The sequence below is a fragment of the Amycolatopsis sp. NPDC004747 genome (assembly GCF_053601335.1).
Map to the genome: position 1 here is coordinate 1 of NZ_JBSGBQ010000033.1, position 22703 is coordinate 22703.

21 protein-coding genes are annotated in these 22703 nt (G+C 72.9%); 2 read left to right on the plus strand and 19 right to left on the minus strand.

What is annotated here, in order from left to right:
- Window positions 1–107: 107 nt before the first annotated feature.
- The 11 genes from ACWEGE_RS37365 to ACWEGE_RS37415 form a co-directional block, all read right to left on the minus strand.
- Window positions 108–1124, minus strand: coding sequence for a pectinesterase family protein (locus tag ACWEGE_RS37365; protein ID WP_449665201.1), 1017 nt, complete (start codon window positions 1122–1124; stop codon window positions 108–110).
- A 7-nt stretch (window positions 1125–1131) separates the two neighbouring features.
- Window positions 1132–1902 (minus strand): pectate lyase, encoded by a 771-nt coding sequence (locus ACWEGE_RS37370; RefSeq protein WP_449665279.1) that lies wholly within the window; start codon window positions 1900–1902, stop codon window positions 1132–1134.
- 220 nt (window positions 1903–2122) lie between these two features.
- A complete protein-coding gene (locus tag ACWEGE_RS37375) occupies window positions 2123–3415 on the minus strand; it encodes a pectate lyase family protein (RefSeq protein WP_449665202.1) in 1293 nt (430 codons plus the stop codon).
- A gap of 85 nt (window positions 3416–3500) precedes the next feature.
- Window positions 3501–4454, minus strand: coding sequence for a DUF6807 domain-containing protein (locus ACWEGE_RS37380; protein ID WP_449665203.1), 954 nt, complete (start codon window positions 4452–4454; stop codon window positions 3501–3503).
- Complete coding sequence (locus ACWEGE_RS37385) at window positions 4451–5671, minus strand: Gfo/Idh/MocA family protein (protein ID WP_449665204.1); 1221 nt, start codon at window positions 5669–5671, stop codon at window positions 4451–4453. Before ACWEGE_RS37385 ends, ACWEGE_RS37380 begins: the two co-directional genes overlap by 4 nt.
- Window positions 5672–5675: 4 nt before the next feature.
- Window positions 5676–6809, minus strand: a complete 1134-nt coding sequence (locus ACWEGE_RS37390) for a Gfo/Idh/MocA family protein (RefSeq protein ID WP_449665205.1) — start codon at window positions 6807–6809, stop codon at window positions 5676–5678.
- Window positions 6806–7402 carry a DUF624 domain-containing protein gene (locus ACWEGE_RS37395; RefSeq protein ID WP_449665206.1) on the minus strand — a complete coding sequence of 199 codons (597 nt, stop codon included), beginning with the start codon at window positions 7400–7402 and terminating at the stop codon, window positions 6806–6808. The genes ACWEGE_RS37390 and ACWEGE_RS37395 overlap by 4 nt, the downstream gene beginning before the upstream one ends.
- A gap of 5 nt (window positions 7403–7407) precedes the next feature.
- Window positions 7408–8253 (minus strand): carbohydrate ABC transporter permease, encoded by an 846-nt coding sequence (locus tag ACWEGE_RS37400; RefSeq protein ID WP_449665207.1) that lies wholly within the window; start codon window positions 8251–8253, stop codon window positions 7408–7410.
- The gene (locus tag ACWEGE_RS37405) at window positions 8250–9227 is read right to left on the minus strand and encodes a carbohydrate ABC transporter permease (protein WP_449665208.1); all 978 of its coding nucleotides are present in this window, start codon (window positions 9225–9227) and stop codon (window positions 8250–8252) included. The genes ACWEGE_RS37400 and ACWEGE_RS37405 overlap by 4 nt, the downstream gene beginning before the upstream one ends.
- A gap of 3 nt (window positions 9228–9230) precedes the next feature.
- On the minus strand, window positions 9231–10523 hold the full coding sequence (locus ACWEGE_RS37410) for an ABC transporter substrate-binding protein (protein ID WP_449665209.1): 1293 nt from the start codon (window positions 10521–10523) through the stop codon (window positions 9231–9233).
- Between the two features lie 206 nt (window positions 10524–10729).
- A complete protein-coding gene (locus ACWEGE_RS37415; RefSeq protein WP_449665210.1) occupies window positions 10730–11926 on the minus strand; it encodes a Gfo/Idh/MocA family protein in 1197 nt (398 codons plus the stop codon).
- Window positions 11927–12227: 301 nt separating this feature from the next.
- Here ACWEGE_RS37415 and ACWEGE_RS37420 point away from each other — a divergent pair, with 301 nt between their 5' ends.
- Window positions 12228–13211: a LacI family DNA-binding transcriptional regulator gene (locus ACWEGE_RS37420; RefSeq protein WP_449665211.1), complete on the plus strand. Its 984-nt coding sequence runs from the start codon at window positions 12228–12230 to the stop codon at window positions 13209–13211.
- On the opposite strand, the gene ACWEGE_RS37425 is transcribed toward ACWEGE_RS37420, so the two are convergent.
- From ACWEGE_RS37425 to ACWEGE_RS37445, 5 genes are all read right to left on the minus strand, one after another.
- Window positions 13208–14446 carry an FAD-binding protein gene (locus tag ACWEGE_RS37425; protein ID WP_449665212.1) on the minus strand — a complete coding sequence of 413 codons (1239 nt, stop codon included), beginning with the start codon at window positions 14444–14446 and terminating at the stop codon, window positions 13208–13210. The two genes, ACWEGE_RS37420 and ACWEGE_RS37425, sit on opposite strands and share 4 nt — an antisense overlap.
- A 340-nt stretch (window positions 14447–14786) precedes the next feature.
- Complete coding sequence (locus ACWEGE_RS37430) at window positions 14787–15845, minus strand: Lrp/AsnC family transcriptional regulator (RefSeq protein ID WP_449665213.1); 1059 nt, start codon at window positions 15843–15845, stop codon at window positions 14787–14789.
- Between the two features lie 48 nt (window positions 15846–15893).
- The gene (locus ACWEGE_RS37435) at window positions 15894–16658 is read right to left on the minus strand and encodes a hypothetical protein (protein WP_449665214.1); all 765 of its coding nucleotides are present in this window, start codon (window positions 16656–16658) and stop codon (window positions 15894–15896) included.
- Entirely contained in the window at window positions 16655–17233 is a 579-nt protein-coding gene (locus ACWEGE_RS37440; protein ID WP_449665215.1) for a papain-like cysteine protease family protein, read from the minus strand. The genes ACWEGE_RS37435 and ACWEGE_RS37440 overlap by 4 nt, the downstream gene beginning before the upstream one ends.
- Before the next feature lie 201 nt (window positions 17234–17434).
- A complete protein-coding gene (locus tag ACWEGE_RS37445) occupies window positions 17435–18010 on the minus strand; it encodes a DUF6801 domain-containing protein (protein ID WP_449665216.1) in 576 nt (191 codons plus the stop codon).
- 229 nt (window positions 18011–18239) lie between these two features.
- On the opposite strand from ACWEGE_RS37445, the gene ACWEGE_RS37450 reads away from it, so the two are divergent.
- Window positions 18240–18746, plus strand: coding sequence for a hypothetical protein (locus ACWEGE_RS37450; RefSeq protein ID WP_449665217.1), 507 nt, complete (start codon window positions 18240–18242; stop codon window positions 18744–18746).
- A gap of 338 nt (window positions 18747–19084) precedes the next feature.
- Here the strand turns inward: ACWEGE_RS37450 and ACWEGE_RS37455 are convergent, their stop codons facing one another.
- The 3 genes from ACWEGE_RS37455 to ACWEGE_RS37465 form a co-directional block, all read right to left on the minus strand.
- On the minus strand, window positions 19085–21856 hold the full coding sequence (locus ACWEGE_RS37455) for a BTAD domain-containing putative transcriptional regulator (RefSeq protein ID WP_449665218.1): 2772 nt from the start codon (window positions 21854–21856) through the stop codon (window positions 19085–19087).
- Between the two features lie 134 nt (window positions 21857–21990).
- Window positions 21991–22344 carry an ArsR/SmtB family transcription factor gene (locus ACWEGE_RS37460; RefSeq protein WP_449665219.1) on the minus strand — a complete coding sequence of 118 codons (354 nt, stop codon included), beginning with the start codon at window positions 22342–22344 and terminating at the stop codon, window positions 21991–21993.
- Window positions 22345–22429: 85 nt separating this feature from the next.
- Window positions 22430–22669 carry a hypothetical protein gene (locus ACWEGE_RS37465; protein ID WP_449665220.1) on the minus strand — a complete coding sequence of 80 codons (240 nt, stop codon included), beginning with the start codon at window positions 22667–22669 and terminating at the stop codon, window positions 22430–22432.
- Between the last annotated feature and the right edge of the window lie 34 nt (window positions 22670–22703).

Consider the following 22703-nt stretch of genomic DNA (forward strand, 5'->3'; position numbering starts at 1 on the left):
GCCGGGGGCCGCGCCCCCCCCGGGCGGGCGGGCGGCTCTCGGGCCCCGCGGGGTCGTGTCTTGTGTGCACCGCGGCCACCCACCCCCCAAACCCCCCCACGACGGTGTCAGTGCACGGGGTTCCACCCGTCACTGCCGGCGAGGTACTTCTGCGCGGTGTAGTTGCCGGCCTGCGCGGCGGGCAGCTGCGGCCGGTCGGCGCCGGTGCCCGCACCCGGGCCGGTGTTGCGGTACTCGGTGAACCGGGCGTCCTTCCACGAGAAGCCCGACATGTCGGTCCACGGCGCCGGCTTGATCGCCGCCGGCAACGACGTCTCGCGGAACAGGACCTGGGCGATGGCGTCGACGTCCCCGCTCGGGTGCCACGGGCGCCCGAGGTGGAAACTGGCGTTGGCCGCCGAGCTGAGCACCTTGCTGCCGACGACCAGGAAACCGTACGGGTTCGACCGGCGGGTGCTGGCCGCGGTCAGGAAGCCGTTGTTGCTGCTGGAACCGCGGTCGAGCGCGGTGATCGTCGCCCGGTCGAACACCGCGGTGGCGCGGCCGAAGAGGAAGTCGACGTCGCCGCTGATGGCGCAGTTGCGGTAGTACTGGCGGCCGATCGTGCCGACGGCCGCGGTGTCGGCGTACAGGGTGTCCTGGTGGCCGAGGAAGGTGACGTTGTCGAAGACCATCCGGTCGCCGGTGGTCTTGACCGCGACGGCCTGGGTGTCCTTGATCTCCGGGTGGGCGCCCCGGTCGAAGGAGTTGCGGAAGGTCAGCGCGGTGGCGGTGAAGCCGTTCGCGGCGATCGTCGCCGTCGCGCTGCCGGACGTCCCGTACGTCGAGCCGTCGGGCTTCTTGGTCCCGCTGGCGTTGTCGTAGTCGATGACGACGTCGGCGGCCTTCCCGGTGGTGCCGCGCACGGTGATCCCGGTCTTGCCCGACGGCACCGAGACCACTTCACGGTAGGTCCCGGGCTTGATGGAAACGGTGCCACCGGCGGAAACCGCGTTGATCCCGGCCTGCACCGTCGAGTAGTTCCCGGAACCGTCCTTGGCGACGACGACGTTCGCCTCCGCCACCCCGGCCGGCGGTGCGGCCAGCGAAACGAGCACCGACGCGACGAGCACTGTGCTGAACATGGCGCCCCTACCTGTAGGTGATGTTGGCGGCGGTGTAGAGGCAGTTCGTCGAATCCGGGCCGCTGCCGATCTTCGTCGGCTCGCCGCTGGTCACGCCCTGGTACTTCTGACAGGGCTCGATCTTGCGGCCGGAGTCGCCGACGATGGTGATCCGGGTCAGCTTCGCGGTGTCGCCGTAGTTGGTGTTGATGCCGACCAGCGCCTTGCCGGGCACGGTGGCGGTGACGTTGTCCGCGACGACGTTGCGCTTGTACTGCGTCTTGCAGTTGCCGCAGGAGCGGTACAGCTTGCCGAAGTCGTCGACCTGGAAATTGCGGATGTACATGGTGCCGGGGCCGTTGTGCTGGAACACCTTGTCCGAGGCCTTGCGCGCGCCGCCGCCGTCGATGGTCATCGTCTGCGAGGCGGCGGTGCCCTTGAAGGTCGCGGCGTCCTCGCCGACGTCCTCCCACCAGACGTTGAGCAGCGTGCAGGTGCCGAGGCAGTGCACGCCGTCGGCGGCGGGGCTGCCCAGGACGACGTTCTTCAGGGTGGTGCCGTTGGCGAGCTGGAAGATCGGGCTCTGGCCTTCGCCCTGGCCACCGCTGCCGAGGTCGCCGGTGCCGTAGAACCGCTTGAGCCCGCCGTCGTAGGTGCCGCCGGCGACCTTGATCGTCGCGCCCACCGGCACGCTGGAACTCGGCGTCGGCCACGAGGCCGCCGACGCGGTGGCGCCGGTGCCGACCGCCGCCGAAACGGCGAGCGCGGCGACCGCCACCACCCAGGTGATCCGGGACATCGCTGGGGGAACCATTCGTCACTCCCTGGTCTCGTGCGTTCAATCGGCGCTGACGGAAACGTCCGACCGGGTTGTGAAAGCGCTTTCTAGCCCCGAGTTTCGAGGGCTCGCCATGGCGTGTCAATGTCGTTCGCCGCAGCGGCGGGCATGTCGCCCGGATGGTCGCCGACGGTGGCGCGTTTCAGAAAACACCGTCCGGAACTCGAAACTGTCGGAGTTGTCAGCGACCGGGGCCGGCGCCGGCGAGCACCAGCGCCGGAACAGCCCACGCCGGATCGAGGCGTTCGACGAGGGACGGCGTCCAGCCCACGTCCGCACCGAGATCGGGATCGTTCGCCGCGTTGTATTCGGCGAGCAGGTCGACCGCGCGCGGCCACTGGTCACCTTGGGCGACCAGCGTGCCGGTCGCGTGCAGCACGGTGCCCTTCCAGTAGTGCACCAGCTGCCCCAGCGGCAGCCCGGCCGGGATCCGGAAGAAGTTGTTCTCCGCGTGGATCCGGGATTCCACGCCCACGCCGAGGGAATACGTGTAGGCGGCGGGATCCGCGACCGAATAGAGGTTGTCGTAGACGTGCACCTGGCCGTAGCGCACCCGTGGCGCGCGCTGGCCGATCTCGGAAAACAGGTTGTGGTGCAGGGTGACGCGCAGCTTGCCGACGTCGTAGGTGGGCCTGTCGGTGTTGCCGATCAGCATGGTCTTGTCGTGGTCGTGCAGCCGGTTGTAGGACACCGTGACCAGGTCCGAGCCGTTGACGATGTCGAGCAGCCCGTCGTGGACCTCGTACTTGCGGCCGAAGTACGTGGGCTGTTCGTCGTTCCCGCCGTCGCTGAACTCGTTGTGGTCCACCCAGACGTGCGTGGCGCCGACCAGGTCGAGGTTGTCGTACTCGGAGTTCCAGTTGCCGTCGGCGGTGTCGAGGGGATCCCACTGGGGGAAGCAGTCGTGGGCGTCGGCGAAGTGCAGGTTCCGCAGGATGACGTTGTCCCCGGTGACGCGCAGGGTCAGCCCGTGCAGGGTGGCCTGCCCGCCGAGCCCGACGATCGTCGTGTTCGGGCCGACGTCGAGCACGACCTGCTTGGCCTGGTTGGCCTGCGACCGCTCCCGGGCTTCTTCCAGCGGCCCGGACGGCGGCACTCTCCCCCACGTTGCCGGGTCGTAGGCGGCCAGGTACGCCGGAAGGCGGTACGCGGGATCGGCGAAACTTTCACAGCTCGCCGGCCGGTCGGCGGCGTCCACGTTGCCCTCGATCGTGCCCCGGACGTACACGATCTTGGGCGCGCCCGGGTGCGCCGCCAGCGCCGCCGCGAGCTCGGAGCGCCTGCTCACCGTGCGGACGTCCGCGGGAGCCGCGGCCGCGCCGCCGGTGGTTCCCGTGGTCGCGGCGGCCCAGCCGTCGTGCGCGCCGAGCACGACCCGCCCGGGGTCGCGGCCGTGGGCTTGGGCCGGTGCCGCGGTGAGCGTGAGCGTGAGCCCGAGCAGGGCGACGCACCCCGCGAAAGCCTTCCAGCGCACGGTGCCGATCCGGCCGAAAGCAGACCGTCCCCCGCGCGGAAAGCAGCCGTTGCCACCAAGGCGTTCGGCCGCGGCTGTGGTCGGATCAGCAACCATTGGCACAGTGGCTCCTTCGGTCGGCCGCCCGGGCCGCGAGCTCGGACAGCCGGGCGGGGTCCGGTGCGCCGTCGATGACGACGACGTGGTGGGTCAGCGCCAGCTCCGCGTCCGGCTCGAGCAGCCACGGCCGGTGGTAGGTGGCGGCGAAGCTGACCACGGGGAACGGCTCGGCCCGGACGTACCAGGCCGTCGGGTGGGCCGGGTTCGCCGGGCTGTCGGCGAACAGCAGCGTCGAGGTCCGCAGGCTTTCGTCGTGCCGTCCGGTGAAGGCCAGCCACGGCGCCCGGTGCCCCATGGCGTCGGCCGCGGGCTTCCCGTCCGACGTCCGGACCGTGCCCCCGACGAACGAGCGCGGCCCGCGCCAGAACAGCCCGCCGTAGCCGGCGGTGTCCCGTCCTTCGGTGACCGGGCTCCCCCAGCGCAGCTGGTGGCCGCTGGTGTTGCGCAGCCGGCTGGTCCAGGTGAGCGTCCAGTGCCCGCCCTCGGCCGAGACGTCGCCGAAGCGCAGCGTGCGGTGTTCGGTGAGCCAGCGGCGGCCGGCCGCGGTGCGCCAGGCCAGCTCGTGCCGGAGTTCGCAGTGGCCGGCCGCGCTGTCGACGTGCTCCCAGCGGACGTGGCCGATGGTGCCGTTGTTGTCGAGCGGGGTGTAGCCGCGGCCACGCACGTAGGTGCGCCCGCCCCAGAAGTTCTCGCCCGAAAGGTGGGCCATGGTGAACTGCAGGCCGTTGTGCCAGGTGTGGTCGTGCGGGCGGACCGCGGTCACGGTCTCCCCCGCGGTGGTGCGCAGCGGGTGCAGGTACGGCTTCGGCGAGTCCGCGGCCGGTGTCGGCGGCGAGACCACGTACTCGGCCAGGACGACCTCGCCGAGGCGGACCCGCACCCGGCCGTCGTCCGCCCCGGCCGGCTCCAGCGCCAGGTCGCCCACGGCCGCCCGGCTCACCCCGGTTCCCCGATCTCGCCGAGCAGCTCGGTCACCGCGACCGGACGGCCGGTGGCCAGCGACCGGTTCGCCGCCAGCCCGGTCAGCAGGGCCTGCAGGCCGGCGTCGTGGTCGGCCGCGCAGCCGAGCGCGTCCGGTTCGGCGTCGCCGAGCAGCTCGGCGAGCATCCGCTCGTCGCCGCCGCCGTGTCCCTCGCCGAGGAGCCCGTCGAAGACGGTTTCCGGCGGTTCCCAATGCCGTTGCAGGGTCAGCCGGGCGCGCCCCGGCTCCGGCCTCGGCTCGGCGCCTGCCGCGTACTCGTTCTCCCGGACGTCCAGCTCCAGCCGCCCTTCGCTGCCGGAGAACGCGACGCGGTAGCCCTCCCGCGGCGAATACGCGTGGAGGTGGTAGTTCAGCACCGCCCCGCCGTGGTGGCGCACGAGCACCGACAGGTCGTCTTCGATGGTGACGCCGGGCGCGAACACGTCCTGGTTCCGGACGTAGCCGTCCTCCCGCGCGGCCTCGAGGTAGAGCGCGCGCAGCTTGGGTGACGCTGCGAGGTCCAGCGCGAACCGGTCGCCGCGGTGCCCGGTCTTGTCGCCGTAGAAGAACAGCTTGCCCAGCGCGAACACCGTCTCGGGGCCGCGGCCGAGCCACCAGTTGACCAGGTCGAAGTGGTGGCCGGACTTGTGCACGAGCAGCCCGCCGGAGTTCGCCTTGTCCCGGTGCCAGCGGCGGAAGTAGTCGGCGCCGTGCGCGGTGTCGAGCAGCCAGCTGAACTCGACCGAGCCGATCTCGCCGATCGCGCCGGCGGCGAGCAGCGCACGCACCCGGCGGTGCACCGGGTTGTACCGGTAGTTGAAGGTGACCCGCACCGAGCGGCCGGTCTCGCGCCGGGCCGCGAGGATCCGCCGCGCGCCATCGACGTCGGTCGTCATCGGCTTCTCCGTGACGACGTCACAGCCGGCTTCGAGGGCGGCGACGACGTAGTCGGCGTGCGTGTGGTCCGGCGTGCAGACCACGACGACGTCGATGCGCTCCTTCGCCAGCATGGCGCCGAAGTCCGCCGGCCGGTAGCCGGGGACGTCCGTGCCGAGCCAGCCGTTGTGGACCCGCATGCGGGTCTCGTTGCGGTCGCAGAAGGCCGCGAGCTCCGCCCGCGGCGACGTGGCCAGTGCCCGGGCGAACAGCTGGGCCCGGGAGCCCAGGCCGACGATCGCGTGGCGACGCACCGCCATCACCTCATCTCGTTCGGGCGCGCGTTCCGGCGCCGGTCCAGGGCAGGGCGAGTTCGGAGAAGAGCGCGAGCCGCTCGGCCGCGGTGTCGACGGCCCGGTCGACGCCCGGCACGACGAAGTGCCGTTCGGGCCCGGTGCCCACGGCCCGGACCCAGGCGCCGGGCAGCGGCCGGGGTTCGGGCGCGTCGCGGACCGCCTCCACCAGGGCGGTGAAGGCGCGGGTGGCGGCCAGCGGGGCCAGCAGCGGCTCGCCGTCGCGGACGTGGGCGACGAGGTTGGCCAGCAGGTCACGGGGACCGGCGACCGTGCGCTCTTCGCCGCCGACGGTCACCAGATCGGTCTTGTAGTGCCAGCGGATCCGCCCGTTCGTGCCGTGGACCAGCACGTACGGGTCGTGGTCGGCCTCGGCGGCGAGCGTGGCCGCGACGACGACGTCCGGTGCACCGGTGAAGCTCAGCCGGGCGCAGGCGGTGTCGTCGGACTCGATGTCCCGCGCCCGGTAGAGCTCGACGACGGTCCGCTCCGGCAGGTCTTCGGCGGTGCCGTTGACCAGCAGGGCGGTCGCCACGGCGTGGGCGAACGGGTTGGTCAGCGCCCCGTCCACCACCGGACGGCCGCCCACCCGGCGGCGGCCCGCCCATTCGGTGCGGGCGAAGTACCGGTCGCGCCGGATCCACGCCCCGGCGGCGGCGATCCCGGTGACCGCGCCGATTTCGCCGTCGTCGATCGCGGCCCGCACGACCGGGACGGCCGCGGAGCCGAAGCTCTGGAACCCGGTCTGGCAGGCGCGGCCGCGGGCCAGCCCGGTGAGTTCGGCGAAGGCCGCGAGGTCGAGCACCGGCGGTTTTTCGACGAGCAGGTGGCAGCCCGCGGCGAGGGCGAGCTTGGCCAGGGGCAGGTGCGTGTGCGGCGGGGTCGCCACGACGGCGACGTCCGGCGTCGTGGCGGCCAGCAGCTCCGCCGCGTCCCGGGCGAGGACCGCGCCCTCGGGCAGCAGGGCGCGGGCTTCTTCCGGCGGTTCGCGGATGTCGCACGCGCCCGCGAGGACGAGCTCACCGCGGTCGTGCAGCGCGCGGGCGCGCCGAAGGTGCCGGCCCGCGTAGCCGGCCATGCCGAAGACGACCACCGCCGGCGTCATCGGCGGCCGCCGGTGGCCACCGCGGCCAGGGCGAGCGGCCCGGCCACCACGAGGGCGAGGACCGGCAGCATCCAGACGAGCAGCACGGCAAGACCGACGGCGGCGGCGAGGAGCAGGGCGTTCTTGGGGCCGGCGGCGGTTTCTCGCGCCGCTGTCGCGAACCCCCGGCGCCAGACCGGCACCCGCCCGGCACCGCTTCCCGTCGAGCCGCCCGGGGCGCCGGTGGCCACCACCTCGCACGTCCGGACCGCCACCACCACGCCCGCCACCGCGAGCACCCACAACGCCGGCCGCAGCACCTCCGCACCCGGCATCGAAGCCACCACCTCCAGGTCCACCGCGAACAGCACCACCGCCGCGACGCACCCGAGCCCGAAACCCACCCCGCCGCGAGCCGCCGAGCGGAAGCCGGCCCAGAAGGTCGTCCACAGTGGACTTCCCACGCCGTGCCGGGTCCGGTCCAGGACCCGGCAGCCCGCCACCAGCGCCGGGGCCGCCGTCACCACCGGCACCGACGCCAGCGCGACCAGCAGCCCGGCCAGCAGGCAGTCCGAGAAGTCGCCGAGCCCGGTGCGCCACGCCGTCGACCGCATCGCCGTCACCCCTTCAGGCCGCTGGTGCTGACGCCTTCGACCAGCAGGCGCTGGAAGGCGAGGAAGAACAGCACGATCGGGACCAGCGCGAGCGCGGACATCGCGAACATCGCGCCGAAGTTCGACTCGCTGCTGGTGTCGACGAACAATCGCAGGCCCAGCGGCACGGTGAACTTCTCGGTGTCGTTCAGGTACACCATCTGCGTGAAGAAGTCGTTCCACGTCCAGATGAACGTGAAGATCGACGTCGTCACCAGCGCCGGTTTCGACAGCGGCAGCACCACGTGCCAGAACGTGCGGTACACCGAGCAGCCGTCGATGATCGCCGCTTCGTCGAGCTCGCGCGGGATGCCCCGCATGAACTGGACGATGAGGAACACGAAGAACGCCTCGGTGGCCAGCAGCTTCGGCAGGATCAGCGGGACGAACGTGTTGACCAGCCCGGCCTGCTGGAAGATCACGTACTGCGGGATCAGCGTGACGTGGTAGGGCAGCATCAGCGTCGTGATCATGAACGCGAACAGCGCGCCGCGGAACCGGAACTTCAGCCGGGCGAAGGCGAACGCGGCCAGCGAGCACGACAGCACGTTCGCCGCGACCGACAGGCCGGCCACCAGGAACGAGTTCAGGAAGAACCGGCCGAACCCGACGTCCGCCGCTCCCTCCCAGCCCTTCGTGTAGCCGTCGAAGACGAACCGGGTGGGCAGCAGCGCCAGCCGGGACAGGATCTCGTCCGGCGGCTTGACCGACGCGAACGCCAGCCACACCAGCGGGTAGAGCACCACGGCGACGATCACCAGGCACAGCACGTGCCGGCCGAACGAACGAGCGGGGCGCGGGAGCACCGTCACTTCCGATCCTCCGCATCGTCGTAGAACACCCACAGCCTCGCGGTCCGGAACACGATCGCCGTCACGATCGCGATGACCACCAGCAGGACCCACGCCATCGCCGACGCGTAGCCCATCCGGAAATCCTGGAAGCCGACCTCGAACAGGTACAGCGTGTAGAACAGGTCCGCGTCGGCCGGGCCGCCGCGGCCGCCGCCGATGACGAAGGCCGGGGTGAACGCCTGGAAGGCGTGGATCGCCTCCATCACCAGGTTGAAGAAGATCACCGGCGACAGCATCGGCAGCGTGATGTGCCGGAACCGGCGGAACGCGCCCGCGCCGTCGATCGCGGCGGCCTCGTGCAGCTCCGCCGGGATCTGCTTCAGCCCGGCCAGGAAGATCACCATCGGCGCGCCGAACTGCCAGACACCCAGCAGCACGATCGAGGCCAGGCTGAACTGCGGGTCGTCGACCCAGCTCGGGGTGTGCCAGCCGAAGAACGCGAGCACCTCGTTCACCGGGCCGCCGCCCGTGAACAGCGCCCGCCACACCAGCGCCGCCGCGACGCTCGCACCGAGCAGCGAAGGCGCGTAGAACGCCGCCCGGTAGAAACCGTTGGCGCCGCGGCGGGTGTTGAGCAGCATCGCCACCAGCAGCGACACCGTCAGCTTCAGCGGCACCGAGACGAGCACGTAGACCAGCGTGACCTTGACCGACTGCAGGTAGCGGTCGTCGCCGGCGAACATGTGCGCGAAGTTGCCGAACCCGACCCACTTCGGCGCGGTGAACAGGTCGTAGTCGGTGAACGACAGGTACAGCGAGACCACCATCGGGCCGACGGTCAGCGCCACCGCGCCGAGCAGCCATGGCGTCAGGAAGGCGAACGCCTCCGGCTGGCTCTTGCGGCGGCGCCCGGCCGGGCGGTCCCGGCGCCGGACGCGCGTGGCCGACGCCGGGGGCGCGACCGGCGGGTCCGGCGTGCGCAGGGTCGTCATCGGCTACGACAGTCCCTTCTGGGCTTCGGTCATGAACCGGCTGACCGCGTCGTCGATGCTCATCCGGCCGAACGCGACCTCTTCGTACGTGCGCTGGAGGAGCTTCTGGATCGCGCCGGCCCCCTTCGGCGGCACCGGCGGCGCGGCCCCGAGCTTCGGCTCGAGCGCGGCTTCGTAGTCGTAGAGGGTCTTGTCGTTGCCCTTCGCCTCGCCCGCGAGCTGCGCGCGGACCTTGAGGTTCGGGGCGAGACCGCGGTCGGTGCCGACGATCTTGCCGACCTCGGGGTCGTTGACCAGGAAGTCGACCAGCTTGGCCGCGGCCTCCTGCTGCTCGCTGCGCGCGGACACGGCCAGGAACATCGCCGGGCGCCGGTACTGCCCGGTTTCGCCGTTCGCGCCGCTCGGGTACGGCGCCACGTTCAGCGGCTTGCCGTTCGCCTTCTGGTAGGCCGGCAGCAGGTTGTCGTAGGCGAACTCCGAGCTGGTCTGCTTCTTGCCCAGCGGGGACTGCTCGGGGGACGTGTTGTAGGACGCCGTGACGTCGGCCGGCGAGGCGGCCTTCGTCTCGCGGAACCGGCTCGCCAGCTGCCAGTAGCCGCGCAGGTCGGCACCGGTGAAACCGAGCTTGCCTTCGGCGGTGTAGAACTGCTTTCCCTGCTGGCGCAGCCAGATCTCCAGCGTCGTGTCGAGGATCCCGAAGTCGGTCACCCCGCGGGCCGGCCCCGCCGTGCCGGCCTTCTGGGCCGCCTCGGCGTACTGGTCCCAGGTCAGCCCCTTGGCCGGGTCGGCACCGGCCGCGGTGAACGCCGCCGGGTCGTAGATCATCGCCGGGGTGTTCTGCGCCCACGGGACCGCGTACCGCTTGCCGTGGTAGACGCCGGTGGCCGCCAGCTCCGGGTTGACGTCGGCGAGCGAGATCGCCTTGCCCGCCCCGGAGTTCAGGTCGGCCAGGACGTTGCGGCCGCCGTATTCGGCCAGGTAGCGGCTGTCGACGTTGAGCACGTCCGGCGGTTTGCCCCCGGCGGTCTGCGTCGCCAGCTTCTCCCAGTAGGCCGCGTAGGCCGAGAACGACGTCTGCACCTTGATCTTCGGGTTCTTCTGCTGGAAGAGCTCGACGGCCTTCTTCGTCAGGTTCGCCCGCCCTTCGCTGCCCCACCAAACGAAGTTGATGGTCACATCGCCGCCGCCACCGGAGCCCGAGCCGCAGGCGGCCGCCCCGGTCAGCAGCAGCGGGACCACCACGGCCAGCGCGGCGGCACCCCGCCCCTTGGTCCTGCGCTCAGTTGTCCGCCCCATCGAACTCTCCGTCCTCAGCCGGTCAGCACTTTTCTGAAAACGCTGTCAGCGCGTTCACGGTAGGCAGTGCGGCACACCGGTGTCAACGGACGTCAAGGTCAATAACCCCTGTGCAGCAACGGTTTTGCTCGTCTGAGGGCAGCTTGAGAAAGCGCTTACCGGAACCGGGCCGACAGCCGGGCGGCGAGCGCGGTGAGCACCGGCGGTCAGCCGGTGCGTTCGGCGGCTGGACCGCCCGCCCGCCGCCGGGCGGCACTCGCCCAGGGGACGCCGATTTCCGAAAACAGCGCCAGCCGGTCCGCGGCGACGGCGACCTCTTCGCCGATCCCGCGGACGACCGGGTGCCGGCTCGCCCCTTCGCCGACGGTGCGGATCCAGCCGGCCGGGATCCGCGACGGCGACGGCGCGTCCCGCACCGCTTCGACCACCGACGCGAACGCCCGGGTGCCGGACAGCGGCGCGAGCAGCGGCACACCGTCCGGGTCGAGGCGGTGGGCGATCAGGTTGCGCAGCAGGTCGGCCGGTTCGCCCAGGTGGCACCGCTCGTCGTCGATTTCGAGGCGGTGGCTCTTGTACCAGAACTTCGCGCGCGCCCGCTCACCGTGCACCACGACGTAGGGCTCGTGGTCCTGTTCGGCGCACAGCGACGCGGCCACGACGATTTCGGGCCCGTCCCCGAACCGGATCCGCAGGCACGCGGTGTCGTCGGCCTCGATGTCGCGCGTGCCGTACAGCTCAAGGGCGATTTCCGCCGGGTCGCGCCCGGCGACCCCGCCGACCAGCAGCGCGGTGGCCACGGCGTGGGAGAACGGGTTGGTCAGGGCGCCGTCGACGACGGCCTCGCCGTCGAGCCAGCGGCGGCCGGCCCACGGGTTCCGGCGGTAGTAGGCGTCGGTGCGGATCCAGGCCCCGGCCGCGCCGACGCCGGTCACGGTGCCGAGCCTGCCGTCCGCGATCGCCGCCCGGAGGACGGGCAGCACCGGGGAGCCGAAGCTCTGGAACCCGGTCTGGCAGGCCGCTCCGGTCTCCCCGGCCAGCCGGGACAACGTGGTGAAGCCGTCGAGGTCGAGCACCGGCGGGGTCTCCAGCAGCAGGTCGCTGCCCGCCCGCAGCACCGCGGCGCCGGTCCGGACGTGCGCGTGCGGCGGGGTCGCGACCACGGTGACGTCCGGGCGGCAGCGGCGGAGCAGGTCGTCGACACCCGCGTGCGCGGTGCCGCCCGGCGGCAGCAGCGCCGCGGCGGCGGCCGACGGCGGCCGGATGTCGGCCATGCCGGCGAACCGGACCAGTCCTTCGTCGTGCAGGATCCGCGCGCGGTGCAGGTAGCTGAAGGCGTAGCCGGACGTGCCGACGACCGCCAGCTTCGGCGGGTCCGCCACGGTGCGGCTCCGGCTCCCCGACATGGATCTCCGATCGGCGGGTGCCGGTGGGGCGCCCGCGCGGAACTGACGAATGGGTCAGGCTCTGGGAGAAACTTCCGGTCGCCACCGTAGGGCGTGCGCGACAAACGTGTCAATCATCAGGACGCCGGCGTCGAAATCGTCGATCCCCGCATACTCCGAATGGGCGTCGGCGTTTTCAGATAGCGCTTACTGGAATAGACCACCACCGGCTGCAAGCCATCCGCCCCCGTTTGCAGGATTTGTTGACAACGCACTCGGGGACTTTCCATGATGTGGCGGGAGAGCCTGCCGAGGAGTAGCCGTGACCGTGACGATTCACGACGTCGCCCGCCGGGCCAACGTGTCGATCTCGACCGTCTCGCGGGCGTTCACGTCCCCGGACCTGGTCCGGCTGCAGACCCGCACCCGGGTGCTGGCCGCGGCGCACGAGCTGGGCTACCACGCGGCAGGCGCACCGCAGCCGGGACCCGCGGCCCGCACCGGGCACATCGGGATCGTGGTCTCCGACCTGGGCAACCCGTTCTTCACCGGCGTGCTCAACGGCGTCCAGGCCCGCGCACGCCAGGACGACATCGCGGTGCTGTTCGCCAACAGCGACGAGGACCCGGCGATGGAGCAGAACCTGGTCCGCCGGATGGCCAAGCAGGTCGACGGCGTGGTGCTGTGCAGTCCGAGCATGACCGACGACCAGCTGCGGGCGCTGGCCGGGCAGACCACCCTGGTGCTGCTCAACCGGCAGGTGCCGGGGATCCCCTCGATCGTGCTGGACGCCGCGGACGGGATGCGGCAGGCGATCGAGCACCTCGCCGCGCTGGGTCACCGCCGGTGCGCCTACCTCGGCGGGCCGCGGGCGTCGTGGGCGAACCGCGCGCGCCGGCAGGGCCTGGCCGAGACCGCGGAGAAGCACGGCACGGACGTGGTCGAGTTCGGCCCGTTCCCGCCGGTGTTCGAGGGCGGCCTCCAGGGCGCGGACCTGGCCCTGGCGGCGGACGTGACGGCGATCATCGCCTACAACGACCTCGTCGCCTTCGGCGCGCTGGCCCGGCTGAACGCCCGCGGGGTGCCGGTGCCGGACGAGATCAGCCTGGTGGGCTTCGACGACCTGGTCTTCGCGGCGATTTCGGCGCCCCCGCTGACGACGATCGCGATGCCGACGGAGGCGGCGGGCCGCGCGGCGGTGACGATCCTGCTGGGCCTGCTCGACGGCGAGGCCGACGAGCACACGACCCAGGTGCTGGACACCCACCTGATCGTCCGCGCCACGACGGCCCCGCCGTCGGGTTAGCTCCCGAAGACGTTGCGGTCCAGGAAGGGGTTCCGGAACTTGCCCCGCGGATCCAGCCGCTCCGCCAGCGCCCGGAACTCCGCCAGCCGCGGGTACTCCCCCGGAACGCCGTGGAAGAGCTTGCCCCAGTGCGGGCGGGCGCCGAACGGGGCCAGGCGCTCCTCCAGCACCGGCAGCACCGCCGCCACCTCGGCCTGCCGCGGCTGCCAGGTGAAGTGCAGGGCCACCCGCTCGCCGCCGTGGCACGGGCTGAGCCACAGGTCGTCCCCCGCGATCGCGCGGATCTCCGAGACCAGCAGCAGCGGGGCCACCAGGTGCCCGATCTCGCGGACCGCCCGGATCGCGGCGGTGGCGGCGCGGTAGGGCACGAAGTACTCCGACTGCAGCTCGTCCCCGACACTCGGGGTGAACGCCAGCGCGAAGTGCGGCAGCCGCTCGTGCCACGGGCCCGGCACCCCTTGCTGCGGGGTGCAGTTGCCCGCCGGGACGCCCGCGGCGTGCGCGGGGTGGCGCGGGCCGTCGGCCGGAACCGCGCCGAACAGCTCCCGGCGCCCGGTGAAGTCGTCGACGCGGCTCTTGACCCAGACCTGGTCGATGTGGTCGTTCGCCCAGTTGGTGAACATGCTGACGCTGTAGCCGGCGTCTTCGATTTCGTCGAAATTCCCGTACGCGGCTTCCCAGGGCAGGTCGTCGAAGACGTCTTGGCGGACGTCGAAGGCGGCGACCGTGTCGAGGGTCAGCCGGGTGACGACGCCGGCCGCGCCGAGGCCGACGACCAGGCCCGCAAACTCGGCGTCGGCGCGGGTGAAGGTCCTCAGCGAGCCGTCGGCGGTGACCAGTTCGATCCCGGAGACCGCCGCGGCGAGGCCCGGCTGCCGCCGTCCGGAGCCGTGGGTGCCGGTCGCCACGCTGCCCGCGACCGTGATGTGCGGCAGGGACGCCAGGTTCGGCAGCGCGAAGCCCGCGTTGTGCAGCTGCTGCGCGAAGTCGCCGTAGCGCGCCGAGCCGCCGACCGTCACGGTGCCGTCGCCGATCTCGACACCGGCCTCGAGGGCGCGCAGGTCCAGCAGGAGCCCGCCCGGGGAGTCCGCGATCGTGTTGAAGCAGTGCCGGCTCCCGAGAGCTTTGACGTGCGTCGCGCCGGCGACGGCTTCCTGGACCTCGGCGACGGTCCGCGGGGTCGCCACCGCGTCCGCGCCGTACGTGAGGTTCCCGGCCCAGTTCGATTCGCCCACCCGCCATGTCCTTCCGCCGTACGAGATCCACTCCCGACCCTACGCGGCCGCCGCGCGCCGGAAGTCCCGCATCCGGCCCGGTGGCACGGGAGAGTCCTCGCCGACCTGGGTGAGCGGGACGGCCACGGTGCCGGTGGCCGGGGACGACGTGCGCGGTCGTGCCGGTGCCGCCGACCCACCCGTACCGGCCCGGGACGTGCCACGGCTCGGTGGTGGCGATGTCCACCGAGCCCCCATCCCCCGGCCTCGGCCGTCCGGGAAGAGTGCGCCGGTCCCGCGCTGCGCCCGGGCCACGATCGCCACCGCGCCGGGCAGCGTGCCGTCGTCGACGTGGCCTGGTTCAGCGGGCCGGGATGATCGCCTGGTGCGGGCCGCCGAGGCCGTGCGGGCTGAGCAGGCGGCCCATCCGCTTCGGCATCCGCAGGGTGATCGCCCGGTCGAGGACCCGCGCGCCGGGCGCGGCGTCCGCCAGGCGCGTCTCGTACGCCGTGCAGTCGCCCGGCACCCGCAGCCACGCCGACACGACGAGGTTGCCCTCCCCCACCACCGCGGCCGAGAGCCGGGTCTCCGGCAGCTGCGCGATCGCCGCGCCGGCGCGGTCGAGGTCCGCCGCGCGCACGTCGAGGCGGTAGCCCGCGATCACCGGCCAGCCGGCCGGGACGTGCGCGAGGTCGCACCGGAAGTCGAGCTCGTGGTTGCGCAGCATCCGCGCCAGGGTGCGCCGCACCGCCGACTCGCTCATCCCGCAGTCGCGCGCCAGCACGGCGTAGCTGCGCCGCCCGTCCTCGCCGAGCGACTCCACCAGCGCGCGCAGGTCCCGGTCGTCCCACTGCCGCGGCACGACCAGCCGGGCCTGCACGGCGGTGTCGTCCAGCACGGCCCGCTGCTCCGGGGCGAGCGCGTCCACCAGCCAGCCGCTGCCCTCCCGGTAGACGCGGGTCGCGACGGCGAACCGGACCTCCCGCACCCCGGGCAGGGTGCCGATGCGGCCGGTGACCAGCGTGTCCAGCGCGTCGAGGTCGCGGGCGGCCAGGCCGAGGAACAGCGCAAACCGGCTCGTGGTGCGCTCGACGCTGAACACCGGCGGCCAGCCGCAGAGTTCGCAGGTCAGGGCGCTCAACGCGTCCGGGCGGCAGGCGAGGTCGACGTAGCCGACCGTGGTCGTGGGCGGCGTCGAGTAGGCGGTGAGCCAGGCCAGCCCGGCGGCCTGCAGCCGCTCCCAGCGGCGGGCCGCCGTCGTCGCGTCGGTGCCGAGTGCGGCGGCGACGCGCGTCCACGGCGCCCGCGGGTCACGCTGCAGCGCCTCCACCAGCGCGAGGTCGGCCGCGCTCATCCCCGGGCGCGCAGCCTCCGGCGGCGCACCGGGCGAAACGGGCATGGCGCATTGTGACCTGGTCATGATCGGCTGCCAAGGGGCCGCCGGACCTGCCGGCGGCCCCTCGCCGTCCTACCGCCGCCGCAGCCGCGGCACCGCGGCCGCCCCGGCCACCAGCACGAGGACGCCGCCGAGCACGAACGGCAGCACGGGGACGTCACCGGGGTCCGCGGTGGGCACCGCGCGTTCCCGGCCGCCGTAGCCGCCGCCCGCGCCGTCGCGGTCGTAGGCCGAGCCCGGCAGCTTGTCCGCGTACCGCTCGTGCAGCGCCGCGCGGTAGGCCTCGAGGGAGAGCTTCGTGCCGGCGGCGAGGCCGGTGACCGAGCCGTCCAGGACCGTCACGGCGTCGCCGTGCACCGCGTACCAGGCGTTGACCTGCGGTTCGTGCAGGAGGTAGCCGCCGGCCGCGGCCTGGGCGTACTGCCGCTCGTAGTCGCCGGAGGCGACGTTGACGACGGCCCAGGCGGGGCCTTGGCGCTCCGCCCAGACGGTCGCGGCGGTGCCGTCGCCGGTCCGCGCCGGGACCGCGACGTAGGCGAGCGCCGCGGCGACGTCCGACTTCCCGGCGACGAACTCGGCCGTCGGTTCGTAGACCGCGACCTGGGTCTCCGGGTCGGCCGCCTGCTGCGCCGCGGCCGCGGCGTGGCTGCCGGGGAACTTCGTCGCGGCGAGCCGGCCGAGGGTGGCCGGACCGCCGGCGACCTGGCCGATGGCGGTGGTGTCCGCGGGGGTCGGCGCGCCCGCGGGTCCGCTCGCCGCGCTCGCGGCGGTGCCGGTGGTGAGCATCGTGGCGCCGGCCAGCACGGCCACGCCCATCGCTTTCCGCAGCATGCTCATCCCTCGATCCCGTACAGCGTGTGGGTCCACTGGAACTCGCTGTTCGAGCGGTAGGTGTCGTAGTTCATCGAGTTGTAGCGGCTGTTGTTCGGCCACGGGTCGCCGTATTCGACGCGGGTGGCGCGACCGGAATTGTCGTAGCCGTAGAGCACGTGCATGTGCCCGCCGCCGGAGCGCCAGCCGATCCGGGTGCCGACCGGTTTCCCGGCGTCGATCTGGCTTTTGACGCCGGTGAAGGAAAGCGTCTGGCCGCCCGAGTTGTAGGTCCCGACGTTCGTGAAGCCGAGGTAGCGGAACACGCGCTGCTGGTCGGACAGGTAGCCCTGGTTGTTGGCGCAGTCGCTGCCCGATTCGTTGTGCGCGATCTGGCAGAACCGGGTCTGGGTCAGGGAACTGCCCCAGTAGGCGGCGATCGTGTTGCCGCTGGCGTCCCAGCACCACTGGTCTTTCTGCTGCGCCTGCATGGTGATCCCGAGGTCGGTCCGCGCCGCGGCCGCGGCGGCCGGGGCCGGCAGCGCGACGACCGCGACCGAGAGCGCGACGAGTCCACAGAGGACTCCTGAGGTGGTTTTCACGAAGTGCTCCTCCAGCCGGTGACGATTCGACGTGGTGGCACGGAATACTCCGCGCCCGGCACGGTGATCCGGTACCTACCAAGGGAGGATTGCGTTGGCGGGAAAGCGGTTCCGGCGGATCCCGGCGGTTCCGGGACGCCGGATTCCGGCACGGGCCGGGGGCCGCCGGACGGATTCCGGCGGCCCCGGTCGGGACCCGGGTCAGGAAACGGTCGTCGTGCCGAGGGTAGCGTCCTGGTCCGGCGGGTCGAGCGTCAGCGCGACGTCGAACTCGCCGAGAGCGCTGTCGGTGACGACGTGCGTGCTCGCGGCCGCGTCGACGCTGCTGATCGCCTCTCCGGCCGGGGTGCCGGCCGGGACGGTGAAGTCGACCTGGCCGCGCGCGGTGAACTTCAGCGTGCCCTCGGCGGGCACCGGCGTCTCCGGGATCGGCAGCTCGACCGGGATGGCCACGGACTGGCCGCCGATGGCCACGTTGACCTGGGACTTGATCGTGCCGGTGAGCTTGGTGGCGCCGACCAGGCGGAGACCGTCGCCGGCGGACTGGCCGGCGTCGACGTCGAGGCTGAAGGGCACCGAGATCGGGGCGCCGGCGGTGGCGGTCGCGGGGATGTCGGCCCCGACCACGACGGTGACCGTCTGGTCGCCGATGAGCGGGAACCCGCCCCGGTAGGTGAGCGTCTTTTCGGCCGCCGCGGCGGGTGCCGCGAAAACAATGGCGAGTGCGCCGGCCAGCAGGGCGGCCACGCCGAATCCACGACGTCGGGTCTTCAGCATTGTTCGTCCTTTCCTATGTCGGGCTTCGGATACTAGGTGGAAAACTTCCCAACCGGCCACGACGTTTTTGCGTTTACCCGGAATTTGTCACGCACGTGTGCCGGTGCCGCCGGGGTTTTTGTCATTCGCCCGCGCGAGAGCGGCGGTGTAGTGGCGGTGTAGCGGCGGCACGCAGGGTTCTCCGTGTCGACGCCGGGGTGCCTGCCCCGGCCTACTGAGGGAGACACCCATGCGAAGGATCTGCCAGGCGGCCGCGCTCTCGGCCGCGCTGCTCTTCGGCGGCGCGACCGTGGCTTCGGCCGCCGTCGCGCCGTCGGAGGTCTATGCGGACGTCACGGCCGCCGACATCGCCGACCCCGGCGCGGTGATCACGGATTCGGCCGCCGACCTGGCCGCGGCGCGGACGGCCAGCCAGGCGATCGCCTGGTTCTCCAGCCGCAACGGCAGCACCGCGTACCAGGGCTACTGCGAGCGGGCGGTGCGCCTGGCGTGGGACCGCGTGACCCACCACGCGAGTGCGATCGAGCACTGGCGCTCCTCCGACGGCGCCCGCCACACGACGGGCACCCCGCCCCGCGGCGCGTTCGTGTTCTGGAACATTTCGTCGTACGGCCACGTCGGCATCGCCGACGGCAGCGGCGGAGTCTGGGCGACGAGCGTGAACGGCGCCATCGGCCACGCCCGCCAGGGCTACTTCGCGAATTACCTCGGCTGGAAGCCCGGCAACAGCAACTGACCGCACGGTGCGGGGCGCGGGTGCTCCCGCGCCCCGCACCGTGTCGTCCCGCCAATCACGAGTGATGCCCCTCCAATCACGCAAGATGCCTTCCCAATCACGGGAGATGCCTCCCGGATCACGCGAGTTACGGCCCGGATCGCACGAGTTCCGGGTTCAATCACGCGAATTCCGGCTTTGAGCACGCGAGTTCCGGCTCGCGCAGCCCGCCGGTCGGCCGGCGTGCCCGGGCGGTCGGGTGGAGTGCCCGGGTGGCCGGTTGGCATACCTGGGCGGTCGGGTCGCGTACTCCGAGGGTCGGCCGGCGTGCCTGGGCGGTCGGGTGGTGACGGTCCGGGTCAGGGGTGGGCTGTCGGGGCGGGGGTTCGGCGGCGCTGGGCCTGCTCCAGCAACTCCAGGCCCGTGGTCTCGCCCTGGTGGTTGCCCGTCTCGCGGAACACGCGCAACGCCCGGTCGCAGACGCCCCGCGCCTGGACCGGCTCGCCCGCCGCCAGCAGGGTCTGGCCGATGCCCAGCAACGCGTACGCGCTGCACCTCTCGTCGTCGAGCTCCTCCAGGATGCTCAACGCCAACCTCAAGCACGTCAACGACTCCGGGAGCCGTCCCGTGTCGCGGTGGAGGGTGCCCAGCTCCGTCAGCACCTTCGCCTCACGGTGCGGGTCGGCGATCTCGCGGGCCAGCTCACGCGCCCGGTGCAGCCACGTCTCCGCCTCCGCGAACGAGCCCAGCAACGCATACGTCGAGCCGATCGAGTTGCGCATCTGGGCGACTCCGCTCGGGTCGCCCGCCCGCTCCAGGCCCGCGAGGGCACGCCGGTAGAAGCCGAGGGCCTCGCGAGGGCGGTCGCGGACCCGGGCCACCGTGCCCAGCCCCGCCACCGCCAGTGCTTCGCCCCGGACGTCGCCCAGTTCGAGGAACAGCTCCGCCGAGCGCCGCATGTCGACGGCCGCCGCCTCGTATTCGTCGTGGTAGAGGCGGACCTGGCCGAGGCCGCGGCTCAGCACCGCGGCGCCCGTGCGGTTGCCCGACGCCTCGACCGCGGCCAACGCCGTCAGGTGGCTGCGTCGCCAGTCGTCGTACGCGCCGCGCAGGTCGTAGAACGGGACCGCGGCCGCCGTCAGCTGCCAGGACAGCTCGGCCAGGCCCGCGTCCGCCGCGAGCTGGACCGCCGCCGCCAGCAGCTTGCGCTCCGCCGTGAACCAGTCCAGCGGGTCGGCCACCAGGCGGTCCGGGACGGGCCCCGCCGCCACCGTCGGCCCGGTCATCGCGCCGAACGCCGGTGGCAGGCCCGCGGCCGCGGTCTTCGCCAGCGCCAGCAGCACCGACAGCACGCGGGCGAGCGCCTCGCGGCGGGCCGGAAGTGGTTCCGCCGCAAGGAGTTCCGACGCGTAGCAGCGCAGCAGGTCGTGCAGGCGGTACCGCGGGTGCCCGCTCGAATCCCGCCCGGTCAGCGAAACCAGGTTGGCGTCGACGAGCACGTCGAGGACGTCGTGCGTGTCCGCCCGGTCCAGCAGCGCGTCGACCACCCAGCTCGGGAAGTCCTGCGCGCCCAGCACGGCCGACCGGCCGAACGCCGTCCGCGCGGCCTGCGGCAGCTGCCGCAGGCTCAGCTCGAAGCTCGGCCGGACACCGAGGTCGCCGACGCGCAGCTCGCTCAGCCGGCTCGACTCGTCGGCGAGCCGGTCGTGCAGCGTGCGCAGGCTCCACGCCTGCCGCCCGGCCAGCCGCGCGCCGGCGATGCGGATCGCCAGCGGCAGGTACCCGCAGCACCGCACGATCGCCGCCGCTTCGGCGGGTTCGCCCGCCACCCGGTCCGTTCCCGCCAGCTCGGACAGCAGCTGCGCGGCCTCCCGCTCGCCGAACACGGGCAGTTCGACGTGCTTCGCGCCGGCCAGCTCGGGCAGCCGTCCCCGGGTCGTCACCAGCACCGCGCAGCCGGCGTCGGCAGGCAGCAGCGGGCGGACCTGCGCGGCGGTCGCCGCGTCGTCGAGCACCAGCAGCGTGCGACGCCCGGCCAAGCGCGAGCGGAACAGCGCCGCCCGCTGGCCGAGGCCGGCCGGCACGGTGTTCCCGGTGACGCCCAGTGCGTGCAGGAAGTCGGCGAGCACCTCGGCCGGGTCGCGCGGCGCGCCGGTGCCGGCGAGGTCGACGTAGAGCTGGCCGTCCGGGAACCGGGCCGCGAGGCCGTGGGCGACGTGCATGGCCAGCGCCGTCTTGCCGGTGCCCGGCGCACCGGTCAGCACGACCGGGGCCGGCCCCGCTTCGAGCGCCGCGGAAAGTTCGCGGACGTACTCCTCGCGGCCGGTGAAGTCGGGCAGGTCGGCGGGAAGCTGCCGCAGCGGTGCCACCGGCGCCGGGCCCGGCAGCGGTTCGCCGGTGAGGATCGCCGCCTGCAGGTCCCGTAGTTCCGGCCCGGGTTCGACGCCGAGTTCGGTGACGAGCCGCTCGCGGGCGGTCGCGTAGGCCTGCAGCGCTTCGGCCCGGCGGCCCGCTCCGGCCAGCGCGAGCAGGTACTGCTGCCAGAGCCGTTCGCGGTACGGGTGCTCGGCCAGCAGCACGGTCAGCTCGGCGATCGCGGGGTCGTGCCGGCCCAGCCGCACCTGCAGCGCCAGCCGCTCCTCGACGGCGGCCAGCCGGTTTTCGACGAGCCGGCCGAGTTCGGCGTCCCAGGCGGGCGCGGTCGGCAGGTCTTCCAAGGGGTCGCCGCGCCACAGCGCTTCGGCCTCGGCCAGCAGCGTCAGCGCCGTCTCGGGCGAGCCGTCCTTGTCCGCACGGGCGGCGTCGCCGACGAGCCGGGTGAACCGGTGAGCGTCGACGTCGCCGGGGTCGACGACCAGCGAGTAACCCGGGTCGTGGGTGCGCAGCACGACGCCGTCGGGCAGCAGCCGGCGCAGCCGCCACACGTACGTCTGCAGGTTGGCGGTGGCCGACGTCGGGGGTTCGCGGCGCCACAGGGTGTCGATCAGCTGCCCGGGCGAGACCGTCCGGTTCGCGTTGAGCAGCAGGTGGGCCAGCAGGACGCGCTGCTTCGCGCCACCGAGGGGCAACGCCTGCCCGCCGACCGTCACGGTCAGTGGTCCGAGCAGGTGAAACCGCACTTCAGGCCCCATCGCGCGCTCCCGTCGCCCACGGCCGCCCCCAGGCGGACCCCGCAGCCGGACTGTAACCGGACGCCCGCGCCGCTCGTGGGGAATTCGCGGACATCCGGGACATCGGGACGGCGAACGTCACTCGTTTGCCGGGATCACTCCCCTGGGCGGCGCGCGGCGACCGGGGCCGACCGGAGGTCCCCGAGCAGCTCCAGCTGGCCGCTGAGCACCTCGGTGAGGATCTTGCGGGCCACCGCCAGCAGCTCGGCGACCTCCGCACTGGTCAGCGAGTAGTGGACGGCGGAGCCCTCCTTGCGGGCGGTGACCAGCCCGGCCCGGCGCAGCACGGCGAGGTGCTGCGACAGGTTCGCCGGCTCGATCCCGACCTCCGGCAGCAGCTCCGACACCGCGTGCTCGCGCTCGCTGAGCAGCTCCAGGATCCGGATCCGCGCCGGGTGCCCGAGCGTCTTGAAGAACTCGGCCTTGACCTGGTACAGCGGTCTGCTCACGAGCCGCTCCGCCGTCCGATGGTGTGCATGGCGTCGATCCTGCCGTGCCGCCACCCGGGCCGCGCGACGCGCTCCCGGAGGCCGGTCAGAACGGCCGCTGCCGCGGGGCGGGCACGTCGGGCCCGGCCGGCGGCTCGACGTCGATACCGTGCCGCCGGGCGAGGTCGAACAGCTCTTCCAGCCTCGCCGCGTGCAGCTCGGAGGCGTAGTCCTCGCCGTCCGCCCGCGCCGCCGCGAGCTCGCGGTAGACGACGCCGACGCGGCGCCGGAGATTCCGCTCGAACTCGTTCACCAGACCCGCCTCCACCTGCGCACTTGCTGACATTCGCAATTGCTTAACAGCATACCGCGCGGGCAAG

Excerpts from the sequence above, each read along its gene's own strand:
- ACWEGE_RS37465 (WP_449665220.1), bottom strand. The coding sequence starts at position 22,669 with ATGTCAGCAAGTGCGCAGGTGGAGGCGGGTCTGGTGAACGAGTTCGAG.
- ACWEGE_RS37435 (WP_449665214.1), bottom strand. The coding sequence starts at position 16,658 with ATGAGCATGCTGCGGAAAGCGATGGGCGTGGCCGTGCTGGCCGGCGCC.
- ACWEGE_RS37455 (WP_449665218.1), bottom strand. The coding sequence starts at position 21,856 with ATGGGGCCTGAAGTGCGGTTTCACCTGCTCGGACCACTGACCGTGACG.
- ACWEGE_RS37370 (WP_449665279.1), bottom strand. The coding sequence starts at position 1,902 with ATGTCCCGGATCACCTGGGTGGTGGCGGTCGCCGCGCTCGCCGTTTCG.
- ACWEGE_RS37410 (WP_449665209.1), bottom strand. The coding sequence starts at position 10,523 with ATGGGGCGGACAACTGAGCGCAGGACCAAGGGGCGGGGTGCCGCCGCG.
- ACWEGE_RS37450 (WP_449665217.1), top strand. The coding sequence starts at position 18,240 with ATGCGAAGGATCTGCCAGGCGGCCGCGCTCTCGGCCGCGCTGCTCTTC.
- ACWEGE_RS37405 (WP_449665208.1), bottom strand. The coding sequence starts at position 9,227 with ATGACGACCCTGCGCACGCCGGACCCGCCGGTCGCGCCCCCGGCGTCG.
- ACWEGE_RS37430 (WP_449665213.1), bottom strand. The coding sequence starts at position 15,845 with ATGACCAGGTCACAATGCGCCATGCCCGTTTCGCCCGGTGCGCCGCCG.
- ACWEGE_RS37365 (WP_449665201.1), bottom strand. The coding sequence starts at position 1,124 with ATGTTCAGCACAGTGCTCGTCGCGTCGGTGCTCGTTTCGCTGGCCGCA.
- ACWEGE_RS37395 (WP_449665206.1), bottom strand. The coding sequence starts at position 7,402 with ATGCGGTCGACGGCGTGGCGCACCGGGCTCGGCGACTTCTCGGACTGC.
- ACWEGE_RS37390 (WP_449665205.1), bottom strand. The coding sequence starts at position 6,809 with ATGACGCCGGCGGTGGTCGTCTTCGGCATGGCCGGCTACGCGGGCCGG.
- ACWEGE_RS37415 (WP_449665210.1), bottom strand. The coding sequence starts at position 11,926 with ATGTCGGGGAGCCGGAGCCGCACCGTGGCGGACCCGCCGAAGCTGGCG.
- ACWEGE_RS37445 (WP_449665216.1), bottom strand. The coding sequence starts at position 18,010 with ATGCTGAAGACCCGACGTCGTGGATTCGGCGTGGCCGCCCTGCTGGCC.
- ACWEGE_RS37385 (WP_449665204.1), bottom strand. The coding sequence starts at position 5,671 with ATGGCGGTGCGTCGCCACGCGATCGTCGGCCTGGGCTCCCGGGCCCAG.